Source organism: Thalassospira alkalitolerans (assembly GCF_002115745.1).
Taxonomy (GTDB): Bacteria; Pseudomonadota; Alphaproteobacteria; order Rhodospirillales; family Thalassospiraceae; genus Thalassospira; species Thalassospira alkalitolerans.
Map to the genome: position 1 here is coordinate 23,859 of NZ_JFKB01000001.1, position 14,949 is coordinate 38,807.

Sequence of the window (14,949 nt, forward strand, 5' to 3'; positions counted from 1 at the left end):
ATTTTATTGTTTATCCGCAGTAAATATACGAACCGGTCGGTATTTATCAAGGCCAACCCAGCATTCATTGCGTTTTAATCATATAAAAATGGCAGGAGAATGACAGGAAAGCAATTAGCTTCAATGACTTCACCCGGTTCGGAAATTTCGAAAACCCGACCAAACCGGACAGCACTGGATAGCGCAAAATCGCTCCTGACAATGTTAACACCCTGCGGATAAACGGCGCGGCGCGGCGCGGCGCAGCGAGGACGGACGGGCGCGGGCAACAATAAGAAGACGGCGACAACGAGACGACATCACACAGGCAAAAAAAAGAGGACGCCAAAGCGCCCTCTTTTAAACGGGATCAGTTGATTAGGAAGATCAGCCGCCGACCATCGCACGGATTTGACGGTTTGCGACCGTGATCATCGACAAGTCGATCTGCCCCGCGGCGCGAAGCTCGTCAAGCAATTGATCACAGCGCATGCATCCACGCTGATGCTCATCGACCCATTTGGTTACCAAATCGCGGCCAACCGACCCATTGGTGCCAGAAGACAGCACCACACGGGTCAATTCGCGCTGATGACCGAACAGGTCGTCAATCGCCGCCGCACGGGCCAGCTTCTGCCAATGGGTTTCGGCCTCGATAGACTCGGCCGCAGCCCGCAACAGGCCAAGCTGGAAGCGTGCCCCAAGGGCAAAATAGGTCGCCCCAACATCAACAACATCACGCCCGGTGGCCTCGGCAATGCGAACAACGTCACAGACCGCGACCATATGCTGCATTGATGCCACACGGCGTGCCAGATCATCGGGCACCCCCTGATCGATCAGGGATTGCGATTTTTGATCGAGTGCTGTGCGGAAAGCCGCATCGGCCGGAACGATATCGTCAAAGGCCTCGATGACCTTGGCAACCGCCGGACCGAACTGTTCGATCTTGGCCCCGACATTAAGTTCTTCGCAATTGCGCAGGAACCACAATGTCACGTCTTCGACCATACGATTGATATACGAGAACATCGCAATCTGGATCTTGGCATCGACCTTGTTATCAAGGCCTTCGATCCCCGACCACAATTTGCGCAGATCAAACACCGCCCGCGTGATCAGATATCCGCGCGACACATCAACCGCCGAAAGGCCGGTGGCCTCCATCATGTCATGAACGAAGGTCCCGCCAACCCGGTTAACCAGACTGTTGGTTCCGACGGTGGCGATGATTTCACGCTTCAGACGATGGCCCGAAATCGCAGCACTGTATTTTTTACGAAGCGGAGTCGGGAAATACCGCACCAGCTCTTCGACAAGAATCGGATCATCCGGCAAATCGGATTTCAGGACCTCGTCATACAGCCACAGCTTGGCATAAGGCATCAGAACCGACATTTCAGGACGCGTTAAGCCCTGATGCGCTGCACTGCGACGTGCCAATTCCTCGTCATCGGGAAGATATTCGATTTCGCGGTTCAGACGACCTTCGCGTTCCAACATGCGGATCAGGCGAACCTGCGCATCAAGCGCATCCCCGCCCCCGGCAAAGACATTCGAAATTGCCTGGCTTTGCACATAGTTGTCACGCAGCACCAGATCGCCGACCTCGTCAGTCATTTCAACCAGCAGCTTGTTACGCTGTTTTTCGGTCATATCCCCGGCGGCAACCACGGCACCGACAAGGATCTTGATATTGACCTCGTGATCCGAGCAATTCACACCCGCCGCATTATCGATGGCGTCTGTATTCAATCGCCCACCAGCCTGCGCATACTCGATACGGCCACGCTGTGTCGCACCAAGGTTGGCACCTTCACCAATAACTTTGGCGCGGATATCCTTGCCATTGATACGGATGGCATCATTGGCGCGGTCACCGGCATCTGCATTGGTTTCCGCATGCGATTTGATATAAGTCCCGATCCCGCCAAACCACAAAAGTTCGACATCGGCTTGCAGGATCGCCTTCATCATATCAGCCGGCGTGATCCGCCCGGAACCAAGCCGCAAAAGTTTTCGCACCTCGGACGAGGGATCAAGCGTCTTGGCCTTGCGATCAAAGATTTCGCCGCCTTTTGACAGAAGCTTGACGTCATAATCCGACCAGCTGGAGCGCGGCATATCAAACAGACGTTTGCGTTCAGCAAAGCTTTTGGCAATATCCGGGTTCGGATCAACAAAGATATGCATGTGGTTGAACGCCGCCACCAGCTTGATCTGTTCGGACAACAGCATGCCATTGCCAAACACATCACCCGACATGTCGCCGACACCAGCAACGGTGAATGGTTCTTTCTGGATATCCTTGCCCATTTCGCGGAAATGGCGTTTGACCGATTCCCAAGCACCACGCGCGGTAATGCCCATTTTCTTGTGGTCATACCCCTGCGATCCCCCCGATGCGAAAGCATCGTCAAGCCAGAAGCCATAATCACGGGCAACGCCGTTGGCGATATCGGAAAACGTCGCCGTCCCCTTATCGGCCGCAACAACCAGATAGGGGTCATCCTTATCGAGCCGCCGCACACGTTCGGGCGCAATAATGTCCCCGTCGACAATGTTGTCGGTAATGTCGAGCATGCCGCTCATCAGGATTTTATAGCAGGCAATGCCTTCTTCGAGGAAGGCTTCGCGGCCACCATCAACCGGCGGACGTTTAACGACAAAGCCGCCTTTTGATCCGACCGGCACGATGACCGCGTTCTTGACCATCTGGGCCTTGACCAGACCGAGGATCTCGGTGCGGAAATCTTCCTGACGATCCGACCAGCGAATACCGCCACGCGCCACCGGTCCACCACGAAGGTGGACAGCCTCGACCCTTGGGGAATAAACAAAAATCTCGCGCCACGGGCGGGGCAACGGCAAATCTTCGACCATGCCGGAATTGAATTTAACCGACAGATAGGGTTTTGGATTGCCGTCTTTGCCAAATTGGAAATAGTTGGTCCGCAGGGTTGCTTGAACAAGGTTAAGGAAGGCACGCAAAATGCGGTCTTCATCCGGGTTCATCACGTCTTCGAGGCGGGTAATGATATCCCCCTCAAGAGACTCGACCTCCACCGCCAACCCCGGATCCCGATCCGGATCAAACCGTGTCACAAACAGATCGACAATGGCGGCTGCCAGTCCGGCATTATTGGCCAGTGTCTTGGCCATATAATCCTGCGAGAAAGCCGATCCCATCTGACGCATATAACGGGCATAGGTGCGCAAGATAACAACTTCGCGCCAATGCAAATTCCCCAACAGGACAAGGCGGTTAAAGGCGTCGTTTTCAACTTCGCCATGCCACATGCGGATGAACAGTTCCTGAAACTTGTCACGCACATCATGCAGACGGAACTCGCCTTCAACCACAACGCCAAAATCATGAATGCGGACATTCACATCGGCGTCACGCGGCTCGACCTTGAACGGGTTCTCAGTAATGACCTTAAGCCCCATGTTTTCAAGCATCGGCAGCACATCAGACAATGGCACCGGTGCACCGGGGTTATAAATCTTGAACCGCAGCTCGTTCTCGGCGGCTTCGATCGGGCGGTACAAATTCACCCGCAGATCGGATGAATTGACCACATCTTCGATACGTTCAATATCAAGGGCCGCTGTTTCGACGCTAAAACGTTCGCGATAATCGCTGGTAAAGCTTTCACCGTAACGGCGATACAGCGTCAGACCGCGTTCTTCGCCCATTTCACGCACCAGAACCTGTCGGAGCGTATCGGACCAGTCACGCGCTGTTTCAACCAACTGACGTTCGATATCGAGAACATTGTATTCAGGCAATTCGCCCGGCGTAGTTTTGACCAGCACATGCAACCGCGCCAGCGGGCTATCGCCGATCAGGGTATAATGGGCTGTGACTTCACCATCAAAGGCGGCTTCGATCACCGATTGAAACTTCAAGCGAAGCTTGGTCGAAAAACGGTCACGCGGACAAAATACCTGACACGAAACGAACCGTTCAAACGCATCGCGACGCACAAACAAGGCAATCCGCTGGCGTTCCTGAAGATGCAGGATACCCATGCAGATATGATACAGATCATCGAGTTCAATCTGGAACAACTCGTCACGCGGGAAGGTTTCCAGAATGTTGACCAGCGCCTTGGCATCGTGGCTTGCCGGGGCGAAACCGGCGCGCTTGATAGTTTCCGTCAGCTTCATACGCAGAAGCGGGATCAGACGCGGGCTAAGATTATAGGCAACCGAGGTGAACAGGCCGACAAAGACGTGCTGACCAATCACCTTGCCATCATCATCGAACTGTTTGACGACAATGGTATCAAGATGCACCGAACGATGAACGGTCGACTGTTTGTTGGCCTTTGTGACCATCAAAAGGCTTGGTTGCGCGACAAATGCCTGAACTTCGGATGACAGGCTGCCAATCTGGCGCAGTTCGTCAAAGACATGCGTGCCTTCACGACGCAAGATGCCCAACTGACTATCCGTATTGACATCAACCTTGGCCTTTTTGCCCGAACCGCTGAATTTATATTCGCGGTAACCAAGGAAGGTGAAGTGATCGTTATGAACCCAGCCAAGGAAATCCTGGGCTTCTTTGCTGGCTTCCTCGGAAATGCCTGCCGGTGTCGTTCTGATGCTTTCAAGCACTGCGGCGACCTTGGTCAGCATCGCCCGCCAATCTTCAACCGACAGGCTGACATCGGTCAGAACATCTTCCAGACGGTCACTGATTTTTTGCAGAACCGTTTCGTCAGTCTGCTCGTCAATTTCCAGATGCATAACCGATTCACGCGGCGCATCGGAACCTTCAACCCCTTCGACCGACTGTAATTCACCACGATCATTACGCGCCATACGCATGATCGGATGGATCACCAGGTGAACCGTCAAATCGAATTCATTAAGGGCGGATGTGACAGAATCAACCAGGAACGGCATATCGGTGTTGATTATCTCGATCACGGTGTGATCGGATTTCCAGCCGTGCTCTTCAAGATCGGGGTTATAGACCCTAATCTTGGCAGCTTTGGCCGACGGGCGCTTTTGCGCAAATTTGTAAAGGGTCAGTGCCGCGCCATAAAGCGAGTCGACGGATCGACCAGCCATGTCGTCAGGCGGTACATCCTTATAAAAAAGGCGAACGAATACTTCTGCATCCTTCGCCATCTTACCGGTTAAGCGTTGCTGGATCTGTTCGACAACCTTGTCGATGACTTCCCGTTTCGGGTCGTCGCTTCGAACTTTCATGTCCAATTTCCCTTTTTATCGGCTCTGTTTGCCAGAACCGAAGTGTCGACCTTTGCGGGCGGCACCTCACACCTCGGATGTCACATATACTTGGCAAGACAACCCGTAGTTACCAACACCCGGAAATGACGGAAAACTGCGGCTTCCTTCCAAGGCTACACATAGCGGATCATCTGCCTAAAAACTATGCTTCTGCACAAAAAAAAATCGTTTCATCAATAGCTTCGGAATGATCACGGATCGTATTGCATATGGTGATTGTCACAAAATTTTACACTTTGCTGCGCTGCAAAATAGTTTAGGCTTTGATATGCGTGCAAATCAAAGCGTTCTTTCGCGCCTGCGAACGAATTTTGGACAGGAGTCACATCATGCTGGCCGGAAAAAAGGGACTTGTGGTCGGGATCGCAAATGACAAATCGATTGCCTATGGTTGTGCGCGCATTTTCAACCGGGAGGGTGCAGACCTTGCCATCACCTATCTGAATGATCGGGCAGAAAAATATGTCCGCCCATTGGCATCGGCACTAAATGCTTCGATCATCGCCCCGCTGGATGTTCAGAACGAAGACCAGATGGACCGGCTTTTTGATGCCATTTCCGAAAGCTGGGGAAAACTTGATTTCATCCTGCATTCCATCGCCTATGCCCCGGCCGATGATCTGCACGGCCGCGTCATCGACTGTTCACGCGATGGATTTCTGACGGCCATGGATATTTCATGCCATTCGTTTCAACGACTGGCAAAACGCGCCGAACCCTTGATGACCGATGGCGGTGCGCTTTTGACCGTAACCTATATGGGATCGGAACGGGTGATTGATCATTACGGCGTCATGGGCCCGGTCAAGGCCGCCCTTGAAAGTGCAACCCGCTATATGGCCGCCGAACTTGGCCCGAAGAACATTCAGGTTCATGCGATTTCGCCCGGCCCGCTCTTAACACGCGCCGCATCGGGCATTGCCGAATTTGATCACCTGATGAATACCGCCCAAACCCGGGCACCAGGCCGTCGGCTTGTCACCATTGACGAAATTGGTGAACTGGCAGCCTTCCTTGCCAGCGACCGGTCACGCGGCATTACCGGCGATGTCATCCATATTGACGGCGGCTACAGCATCATGGGCTAGGAGCCTTCCCTAGCGGCGCTTGATGGCATCCTCAGCCTTTGGTGCAACACGTGTAATCTGGCGATGCAGGGCCAGCTTGTATTCTGCGTCAGGATCAGGGGTGGCTGTTGCAAACAGATCGGGCGCATCCCCGACATTGATTGCCAACATTCTGGCCTCGGCATCAGCCTGGCTTTCGACCTGACCATCAGCAACCAAATGGCGCAGATCAAACCCCAAGGCTTTAAGCGCCGGAGCAATCAAAAGGGTCCGATGGCAATCCAGGGGATCTTTTTCCGCACACATCAAACAGATACGATATCTGCCCGCCCCGGATAAAAGCCGGTCAATCCCGCCCTGAAATTCAGGCTTGGCCGCGACCCGATCATAATCAAGCTGCCCATTGGGATAAAGCGCCGGATCCTGCGGCTTCCCGCCCAGAACATCCCCCATAAAGACATAGGCAATGCCGTTTTCACGCAGAAACGGGCCAAAGGCACTGGCGTCAAAATCCTTCCAGTAACTCGACCCCCGAAAGGTTCGGATATCGGCCACAGCGGTAATATCATATGCGCGAAAAAGCGACAGCAGGCTATCACGGTCATGCCCGGCATAGCCGACAGTCCAGATTATCTTTTCCGGCCCGCTCGGGGCCTTGGCGTGCGTATTTTCATCCATCCCCCAAGGACACGACAAAATGACGGATCAGGCAAGGCCGAAAAAGCAAAAAGGCCGCCCCGAAGGACAGCCTTTTTTGATACTTTCATCATGGAGCGGGCGAAGAGATTCGAACTCTCGACCCTAACCTTGGCAAGGTTATGCTCTACCCCTGAGCTACGCCCGCATCATCATGAAAGCATGACGAAAGAAAATGACCTGATGGAGCGGGCGAAGAGATTCGAACTCTCGACCCTAACCTTGGCAAGGTTATGCTCTACCCCTGAGCTACGCCCGCATTCATCAGTATTTTCTGCCCCTGTGGAGCGGCGCGGATAATAGCCCAACAAAACGTGATTGCAACCCTTTTTTCCGCCAAATCGCCACATCAGCAAGAATGGCAGTTTTCCTTGACTTTTCCGCTTCAAAACGCAGAAATCTTTGCAGGATGCTGCAATTTGCGTCCTAGTTGCAATTTGGCTATCTTCCCGCGACCCAGCCAGAAGGAAAACAGGATGAGCGATCCATCAACCATACTTTTCGATTATCTCGAAAATCTTGGGATCGAAACCCGCACACACAGCCATGTACCGCTGTTTACGGTCGAGGATTCGCAAAGCCTGCGCGGGGACCTGCCCGGCCTGCATGCCAAGAACCTGTTTGTTAAGGACAAGAAGGATACGCTGTGGCTGGTGGTGGCCGAGGAAAACACTCAAATCCGCATGAACCATCTGCACAAAACACTGGGCTGCGCACGATTGTCATTTGGCAAACCGGAACTTCTTCTTGAAACACTGGGCGTTATCCCCGGATCGGTCACGCCATTTGCCTTGATCAATGATCACAACAGAATCGTAAATTTCGCATTGGATGAAAAGCTTGCAAATGGCGGTATTCTTAACTTCCACCCCTTGCGCAATGACCGAACCACGACAATTCAATCAGCGGACCTGCTTAAATTCATTGCCAGCCTCGGTTATCCATCAAAAATTGTCGATTTCGCACAGGAAACGGTATTGTCCTGACCGTGGACAACCGATTGCAACGCCTTATATCATCGAACATTAATCTATAAGATTTACCTAATGTGATATGCGAACCCCTTGTCGAAAAGCGGTTGCGGCATCATCTAGAATTCAGAAATAGCGAGTGAACAATAATGTCGATTATCCTTGACGCTAACGCCCCGGACGCCACCGCCGCCAAAGGCCAGGACAAAGACCTGATCAAGGACAGCAGCGTCGAGACTTTTACACAGGATGTCATCGAAGCTTCGATGGAAACCCCTGTTGTTGTCGATTTCTGGGCACCCTGGTGCGGTCCGTGCAAAAGTTTGACCCCGACTATCGAAAAGGTCACACGCGAAGCTGGTGGGCGGGTAAAGCTTGTTAAAGTCAATATCGATGAAAACCAGGAACTGGCCGCACAACTGCGCATCCAGTCGGTCCCGACGGTCTATGCCTTTAAGGGTGGCCGCCCGGTTGACGGCTTTCAGGGCGCCCAGCCCGAAAGCGAAGTGCGCGCATTTTATGAACGCCTTGCTGGCGGCCCGATCGAAAGCCCGATCGAAGCCATTCTGGAACAGGCAGCCGCCGCACTGGCGGAAAATGATCACGAAACCGCACATGGACATTATGTCAGTGTGCTAGAACGTGACCAACAGAACGAAATTGCCATTGGCGGCATGATCCGTTGCATGGTGGCAATGGGAGAAATTGAAGAAACACGCCATTTCGTTGAAAACATGGCAGAGGCTGATCGCCTTAAGGCTCCGATTTCGGCCGCTATCAGCGCGCTGGAACTGGCCGAAACAGGCTACAGCAAAGAAGATCTGGATGATGCACGCGCCAAGGTCGCAGCCGATCCAAACGATCTTCAGGCGCAATTTGATCTTGGCATGGCTTGTTTTGCCACCAACAAGCGTGACGATGCCGTAAACGCCATGATCACCATCATCCGCAAGGATCGCAGCTGGAACGACGATGCCGGCCGCACACAGCTTATCAAATTTTTCGAGGCATGGGGCCCGATGGACCCAGCCAGTGTCGCGGGTCGCCGCGCCTTATCGACGGTTTTGTTTTCATGAACATATGCGGTCCCTTTGATCCCAATTTTTCGGACCTTCCCGATACATTGCCGGTTTTCCCGCTGAATGGTGCGCTTTTGCTGCCGCGCGGGCATTTGCCGCTTAACATCTTCGAGCCGCGCTATCTGAACATGATTGCCGACGCATTGGGACAGGATCGCATGATCGGCATGGTTCAACCGCGCCCGGATGGGCGCAACACCTTGCATATGGACCCGGAAAACCCACCGGTGTTCCAAACCGGTTGCGCCGGGCGCATTACCGCATTCAGTGAAACCGATGACGGACGTTTCCTGATTACCCTGACCGGGGTGTGCCGCTTCAACATCACCAAAGAACTGCCCAAGCCCGATGGTGGCTATCGTGTTGTGAACGGTGATTTTTCCCCCTGGAAGGAAGATTTGTCCCTTCCATCGCCCAACATGCGTCCGATCAATCGCGGACGACTGCGTCTGGCTCTCGATACCTATTTCGCCCAGAATTCCCTGCAATCATGTTGGGATACACTAAGCGATACCGACGATGAAATGCTGGTCACCGCCATTGCGATGGGCTGCCGACTAAGCCCACTTGAAAAACAGGCTTTGCTCGAATGCACAAGCCTGTATGATCGCGGCGACATGCTGACAACCTTGCTGGAAATGGCCGCGCATGCGCAGGCATCGCAAACAGCAAGCAACTGATACATTATTGATGTGAAGGCCCAGAACAATGACCGCGACCCACAGCCCGGTAGACCCGAAACTGCTTGAAATCCTTGTTTGCCCGGTCACCAAAGAATCGCTGGAATACAATCGCGACCAAAATGAACTGATCAGCGTCAAGGCCGGTCTTGCCTATCCGATCCGCGATGGCATTCCGATCATGCTGCCAGACGAAGCCCGCGTTATCGAAGACTGACCGGAATAAAAACAATCATGTCCGATGACAGTTTTACACCGCGCTTTGCCCCGGTTGAAATCAACTATCTGCGCGATGAGCATATCCTGGAGATTATCTGGGATGACGGACTGAAATCACAATTTGCCGCCGAACTTTTGCGGGTTGAAAGCCCATCTGCCGAAGTACAGGGCCATCATCCGTCAGAAAAGAAAATCATTCCCGGCCGCCGTCATATCGGCATTATCGATATCGTGCCGGTTGGCAATTACGCCGTGCGCATCACATTTGACGATCTGCATGATAGCGGGCTGTATAGTTGGCAATTTCTTCGCGATCTGCACGCCAACAGGGATACGCTTTGGGCTGACTACCTTCGCACCCTTGAACAGCGCGGCCTGTCACGTGATCCTGTGCGCCGTTAGGGCAGCAGGCATCCTGACTCTTCAAATTCCAAACGCACACCCCATCCTGCCCCATAACCCAAAACGGCCCTGCCAACAAAGACAGGACCGTTTTCGGAATCAAACAACAAACCGGAAACTTTGCTGTTGGCAGCGATTAGAAGCGGTAACCGACACCGATACCAAACAGCCACGGATCAAGATCCGCATCGGCTTTGTAGGTCGTACCACCAACATTCGTAGTCACATCGGTATTGAGGAAAATTTTCTTAACGTCAACGTTGAGAGACCACGGACCGGAAATCGCATAATCAAAACCAGCCTGGAAGGCATAACCGAAACCGTCATCATAGCTAATAGACTGGGCACCACCAGACTTAGCATCATAGAAGAAAGTATAGTTAATGCCTGCACCAACATACGGACTGAAGCGCTGATCTGGCATAAAGTGATACTGGGCGGTCAGAGTCGGCGGCAGCAAACGAACGCTACCCAAGTCGACCTCACTTGAACCAGTATTCCATTTGACATCATGCTTAGAAGTGCCAGCAATCAGCTCCAACGCAATGTTATCCGTAATGAAGTAAGAGAAATCCACCTCCGGAATCACATCATCATCAACCTTGCCTTCGCCCGGCAAAGTATTACTGGTGATGTCTTCATCCGGAACCACACCGACAATACGGCCACGGATAAGAAAATCGCCTGCCTGTTTTATTTTAAAAGCAGCATCCTGCGCCTGTGCGCTGCCCCCAGCAATCATCATGGTGCCGACTACGGCACAGCTGGCCACGGTGGTCATCAATTTCCGACTAAATGTCATAATCATCCCCTGCATTCAAAAATACGTCGGGGAGAAAATGCGCCTTCGCAAATGCGAAATACTTGACTCAAATCAACAAAAGCTGACGAAAAGCGACACAATTTTGAATTGTTTTTATCTGCGCCTATAAAACTAAACTGAAAGGATATATGAAATATTTCAATTTCGCCTTTTGGTTTTCATTCGAACATTTCAAGGACGCTTCAAAAGCCCCCTAAAGCGGTTTTCCCTGCATCAGGCGCGGCAGAGTCCCGGCATAGCCCATCGCATGGGACATGAAGGTTTTCTTGAGCGGAGGAATTTTCTGAACCACGGCAAGCCCGATATCGCGTGCCCAACGCACCGGCGCAACGTTATTGGAAAACAGCCGGTTGGTCAGATCGGTCACCGCCAGCATCACTGTATTATCAAACCGGCGCCATTGTTCATATTCGCCCAGCACATCGGCACCACCGATATCGCGGCCAAGGCGGCGTGCTTCAACCAGTATTTCAGCAAGGGCGGCAACATCACGGATCCCCATATTAAGACCCTGACCGGCAATCGGATGCATCCCATGCGCCGCATCCCCGATCAGGGCGATCCGGGCATCGGTATACTGATAGGCATGTTGCAGCCCCAGCGGATAACAAAAGCGCGGCCCGATAACTTCAAGATCGCCCAGATAGCCATCAAACCGACGATGCAGTTCATTGATAAAAGTTTCCTCGTCCAGACTGACCAGATAATTGGCAAGGTCGGTGCCTTCGGTCCAGACAATCGAACAGCGATCACCGGTCATCGGCAAAATGGCAAACGGCCCGGCTGGCAGGAAATGTTCCACGGCCAAACCGTTATGGGGCACCTTGTGCTTGACGGTGCAAACCACCGCACTTTGTTTATAGCTCCAGTCATAGGTCTTGATCCCGGCCCATTTGCGCAGCATTGAATTGCGACCTTCGGCCCCGATGGCAAGCGGGGCCCGAATAACCTGGCCATCGGCCAGCACGATGGTCATCGCGCCCTGGTCGCGTGCAATGGTTTCAACACGGGCCGGTGCGATCATATCAATCAGGTCGGTTTCGGCAATCGCGCGATACAAAGCCCCGCGCGTGATCAGGTTTTCGGCAATATAACCCAACGGCTCGTCCCCGACTTCCTGATGATCGTAATGCAGGAAAAACGGGCTGGCCCCATCAGCAATATGGATATCAAGAATTGGTTCGGCCTCGTCCGCCATATATTTCCACGCGCCGATCACATCCAGAACCGACCGCGAGGCAGCCGCAATTGCACAGGTACGTCCATCATAATTGGCACTAAGGATGGTTTTGGGATCAGCATAATCGATCACAACGGACCGAAGCCCCCCATGCGCCAGCGCCAGCGCCATGGCCGCCCCGTTAAGCCCGCCGCCAAGAATAATGACATCAGTCTGGATTTCTTCCAAAGAACCCATCACACCGTACCTCTGCTTTCTGCCCCGGCCAGACATTGCCTGCACCGGTCTATCCCTTTTCCAACAGGTTTTACGCAACAAACCGGTCGAAAGATGCATCTGGTTTAACCTGCCACGATCCCCGCCACAAGCCAGAGCAACAATTTGCCCCCCGGACCCGCGATAAATCATCCGAAATGGCGGCATCCCGCCGGAAATTCATCAACCCGGGCACAAGGAATAACCATACGTGCAAGACACTGCCTTGACGTACAACAGATTTTCAAGATCACCCCGGTTGATTAAAAATTATGCATAAATATTAAACAGCACCAAAATCTATGCACATTTTATGCTCTGAATCGTTTCAGGCACAGAGGCATATTTATCGAAATTTTGAGCATAAATTCAACAATTTCAATTCATTAAAAGATGAATTTCGAATCTGGCACGATTCTTGGTTTACAGATCATGACTGCGAAATCGTGATTACCACATCGGTACTCAACGGATATGCCGGGAGGTCGCAATATTATGAAACTCGTTACTGCTGTCATTAAGCCGTTCAAGCTCGATGAAGTTCGTGAGGCGCTTAGTGCGCTTGGCGTTCAGGGCCTGACGGTAACTGAAGTAAAAGGTTTTGGCCGCCAAAAGGGTCAGACTGAAATTTATCGTGGCGCTGAATACATGGTCAGCTTCCTGCCGAAAGTGAAGCTGGAAGTCGCGATCACGGATAATCTGGTTGATCAGGTTGTCGAAGCCATTACCAAAACTGCTCAGACCGGGAAAATCGGGGATGGAAAGATTTTCGTTCTTGATGTGAGCCAGGCGGTACGTATCCGCACGGGTGAGACCGGCGACGACGCCCTGTAAGTCCAGAGACAAGGGGAGACATTATGAATATTCCGATGAAGAAAACCGGCCTTGCCGCACTTGTCGGCGTCGCTGCGGTGGCAATCTCGTCACCAGCCTTTGCTCAGGACGCGGGCGTTTCAGCCGAAGTCCAATATATCTTCAACACCTTTAGCTTCCTGTTTAGTGGCGCATTGGTGATGTGGATGGCTGCTGGCTTTGCGATGCTGGAATCCGGTCTGGTTCGTACCAAAAACGTATCAACCATCCTGTTCAAGAACATCGCACTCTTTGCCGTTGCAGGTATCATGTATTACCTGATCGGTTACAACCTGATGTATATGGATGTCTCCGGCTGGATCGGTTCGATCAGCCTGTGGAGTGCTGATGACGCTGCGGCACTCGGTGGCGATTTCTCGGGCGGTTATTCCGCTACTTCCGACTGGTTCTTCCAGATGGTGTTCGTTGCGACCGCAGCATCGATCGTATCGGGTACAGTTGCCGAGCGTATTAAACTGTGGCCGTTCATGATCTTTGTCGTCGTTCTGACCGGCGTTCTGTACCCGATTACCGGTGCATGGACATGGGGCGGCGGCTGGCTGTCGGAAATGGGCTTCTCTGATTTTGCAGGCTCGACCATTGTTCACTCGGTCGGTGGCTGGGCTGCTTTGACCGGTGCCATCATCCTTGGCGCACGTAAAGGCAAATACGGTGCAGATGGTTCGGTTCACCCGATGCCGGGCTCGAACCTTCCGCTTGCAACGCTTGGTACCTTTATCCTGTGGCTTGGCTGGTTCGGCTTTAACGGTGGCTCGCAGCTTGCGATGGGTACCGGTGCCGATGTTATCGCGATTGCCAATATCTATGGCAACACCACGATGGCGGCTGCTGGTGGTGTTGTTGCCGCCGCGATCCTGACCCAACTCCTTTACAAAAAGGTCGACCTTACCATGGCACTTAACGGTGCACTGGCTGGTCTGGTCTCGATCACTGCCGGTCCGGACACCCCGACCATTGGTTCGGCCATCATCATTGGCGCCATCGGCGGTATTCTGGTTGTTGTTGCGGTTCCGCTGCTCGACAAACTGAAAATCGACGACGTTGTCGGTGCTGTTTCGGTTCACCTTGTTTGCGGTATCTGGGGCACGCTTGCTGTTCCGTTCACCAATGACGGTGCATCGTTTGGTGTTCAGCTTACCGGTGTGGTTGCCATGGGCGCCTTCACCATCGTTGCTTCGGCAATCGTTTGGCTGATCCTGAAATTCACTGTCGGTATCCGGCTTAGCGAAGAAGACGAAGCAATGGGCAGCGATGCTGCCGAGCTTGGCCTTGAAGCCTATCCGGAATTCGGCAAAGGTTCCCAGCGCTTCTAAGCGCCAGGGTTTCCTTTAAGATTTCTGACGGATGCCGTGTTCGCACGGCATCCCGCCTTTCAGATCAATTAGGCCCGCCCCGGAATTTTCCATTGGCGGGCCTTTTTTTGTGATGACCCATGCTGCCTTTTTAGGCAGCAACATGAT

At 52.8% G+C, this 14,949-nt stretch carries 12 protein-coding genes and 2 tRNA genes; 8 read left to right on the forward strand and 6 right to left on the reverse strand.

The genetic code is table 11. The annotated features are described in order from the left end of the window. Window positions 1–366: 366 nt before the first annotated feature. Window positions 367–5,202 (reverse strand): NAD-glutamate dehydrogenase, encoded by a 4,836-nt coding sequence (locus TALK_RS00105; RefSeq protein WP_085614648.1) that lies wholly within the window; start codon window positions 5,200–5,202, stop codon window positions 367–369. Window positions 5,203–5,573: 371 nt separating this feature from the next. Between TALK_RS00105 and fabI the strand changes: the two genes are divergently transcribed. Beyond that, window positions 5,574–6,332, forward strand: a complete 759-nt coding sequence (fabI, locus tag TALK_RS00110) for an enoyl-ACP reductase FabI (protein ID WP_085614650.1) — start codon at window positions 5,574–5,576, stop codon at window positions 6,330–6,332. Window positions 6,333–6,341: 9 nt separating this feature from the next. Here fabI and TALK_RS00115 read toward each other — a convergent pair whose 3' ends face one another. The 3 genes from TALK_RS00115 to TALK_RS00125 form a co-directional block, all read right to left on the reverse strand. Next, window positions 6,342–6,989, reverse strand: coding sequence for a DUF488 domain-containing protein (locus TALK_RS00115; RefSeq protein ID WP_085614652.1), 648 nt, complete (start codon window positions 6,987–6,989; stop codon window positions 6,342–6,344). A gap of 91 nt (window positions 6,990–7,080) precedes the next feature. Beyond that, window positions 7,081–7,155: transfer RNA gene (locus TALK_RS00120), tRNA-Gly, on the reverse strand. A gap of 36 nt (window positions 7,156–7,191) precedes the next feature. Beyond that, window positions 7,192–7,266: transfer RNA gene (locus TALK_RS00125), tRNA-Gly, on the reverse strand. 217 nt (window positions 7,267–7,483) lie between these two features. Between TALK_RS00125 and TALK_RS00130 the strand changes: the two genes are divergently transcribed. From TALK_RS00130 to TALK_RS00150, 5 genes are all read left to right on the forward strand, one after another. Next, window positions 7,484–7,993 carry a prolyl-tRNA synthetase associated domain-containing protein gene (locus TALK_RS00130; protein ID WP_085614654.1) on the forward strand — a complete coding sequence of 170 codons (510 nt, stop codon included), beginning with the start codon at window positions 7,484–7,486 and terminating at the stop codon, window positions 7,991–7,993. A 134-nt stretch (window positions 7,994–8,127) separates the two neighbouring features. Further along, window positions 8,128–9,054: a thioredoxin gene (gene trxA, locus TALK_RS00135; RefSeq protein ID WP_085614656.1), complete on the forward strand. Its 927-nt coding sequence runs from the start codon at window positions 8,128–8,130 to the stop codon at window positions 9,052–9,054. After that, window positions 9,051–9,737 (forward strand): LON peptidase substrate-binding domain-containing protein, encoded by a 687-nt coding sequence (locus tag TALK_RS00140; protein WP_085614658.1) that lies wholly within the window; start codon window positions 9,051–9,053, stop codon window positions 9,735–9,737. The genes trxA and TALK_RS00140 overlap by 4 nt, the downstream gene beginning before the upstream one ends. A 28-nt stretch (window positions 9,738–9,765) precedes the next feature. Beyond that, a complete protein-coding gene (locus TALK_RS00145; protein WP_085614660.1) occupies window positions 9,766–9,954 on the forward strand; it encodes a Trm112 family protein in 189 nt (62 codons plus the stop codon). A 17-nt stretch (window positions 9,955–9,971) separates the two neighbouring features. Beyond that, on the forward strand, window positions 9,972–10,358 hold the full coding sequence (locus tag TALK_RS00150) for a gamma-butyrobetaine hydroxylase family protein (protein WP_085614662.1): 387 nt from the start codon (window positions 9,972–9,974) through the stop codon (window positions 10,356–10,358). Between the two features lie 136 nt (window positions 10,359–10,494). Here the strand turns inward: TALK_RS00150 and TALK_RS00155 are convergent, their stop codons facing one another. Both TALK_RS00155 and TALK_RS00160 read right to left on the reverse strand, forming a co-directional pair. Further along, window positions 10,495–11,160 carry an OmpW/AlkL family protein gene (locus TALK_RS00155; protein ID WP_085614664.1) on the reverse strand — a complete coding sequence of 222 codons (666 nt, stop codon included), beginning with the start codon at window positions 11,158–11,160 and terminating at the stop codon, window positions 10,495–10,497. A 214-nt stretch (window positions 11,161–11,374) separates the two neighbouring features. After that, window positions 11,375–12,598, reverse strand: a complete 1,224-nt coding sequence (locus tag TALK_RS00160) for a UbiH/UbiF/VisC/COQ6 family ubiquinone biosynthesis hydroxylase (protein ID WP_085614665.1) — start codon at window positions 12,596–12,598, stop codon at window positions 11,375–11,377. Between the two features lie 513 nt (window positions 12,599–13,111). Here TALK_RS00160 and TALK_RS00165 point away from each other — a divergent pair. After that, a complete protein-coding gene (locus TALK_RS00165; protein ID WP_007088725.1) occupies window positions 13,112–13,450 on the forward strand; it encodes a P-II family nitrogen regulator in 339 nt (112 codons plus the stop codon). A gap of 23 nt (window positions 13,451–13,473) precedes the next feature. Then, window positions 13,474–14,802: an ammonium transporter gene (gene amt, locus TALK_RS00170; protein ID WP_085614667.1), complete on the forward strand. Its 1,329-nt coding sequence runs from the start codon at window positions 13,474–13,476 to the stop codon at window positions 14,800–14,802. Window positions 14,803–14,949 lie beyond the last annotated feature (147 nt).

What these genes read in the sequence shown, in the direction of transcription:
- TALK_RS00105 (WP_085614648.1), bottom strand. Translation starts at nt 5,202, where the DNA reads ATGAAAGTTCGAAGCGACGACCCGAAACGGGAAGTCATCGACAAGGTT.
- TALK_RS00165 (WP_007088725.1), top strand. Translation starts at nt 13,112, where the DNA reads ATGAAACTCGTTACTGCTGTCATTAAGCCGTTCAAGCTCGATGAAGTT.
- TALK_RS00130 (WP_085614654.1), top strand. Translation starts at nt 7,484, where the DNA reads ATGAGCGATCCATCAACCATACTTTTCGATTATCTCGAAAATCTTGGG.
- trxA (WP_085614656.1), top strand. Translation starts at nt 8,128, where the DNA reads ATGTCGATTATCCTTGACGCTAACGCCCCGGACGCCACCGCCGCCAAA.
- TALK_RS00150 (WP_085614662.1), top strand. Translation starts at nt 9,972, where the DNA reads ATGTCCGATGACAGTTTTACACCGCGCTTTGCCCCGGTTGAAATCAAC.
- TALK_RS00145 (WP_085614660.1), top strand. Translation starts at nt 9,766, where the DNA reads ATGACCGCGACCCACAGCCCGGTAGACCCGAAACTGCTTGAAATCCTT.
- TALK_RS00115 (WP_085614652.1), bottom strand. Translation starts at nt 6,989, where the DNA reads ATGGATGAAAATACGCACGCCAAGGCCCCGAGCGGGCCGGAAAAGATA.
- TALK_RS00140 (WP_085614658.1), top strand. Translation starts at nt 9,051, where the DNA reads ATGAACATATGCGGTCCCTTTGATCCCAATTTTTCGGACCTTCCCGAT.
- TALK_RS00160 (WP_085614665.1), bottom strand. Translation starts at nt 12,598, where the DNA reads ATGGGTTCTTTGGAAGAAATCCAGACTGATGTCATTATTCTTGGCGGC.
- fabI (WP_085614650.1), top strand. Translation starts at nt 5,574, where the DNA reads ATGCTGGCCGGAAAAAAGGGACTTGTGGTCGGGATCGCAAATGACAAA.
- amt (WP_085614667.1), top strand. Translation starts at nt 13,474, where the DNA reads ATGAATATTCCGATGAAGAAAACCGGCCTTGCCGCACTTGTCGGCGTC.
- TALK_RS00155 (WP_085614664.1), bottom strand. Translation starts at nt 11,160, where the DNA reads ATGACATTTAGTCGGAAATTGATGACCACCGTGGCCAGCTGTGCCGTA.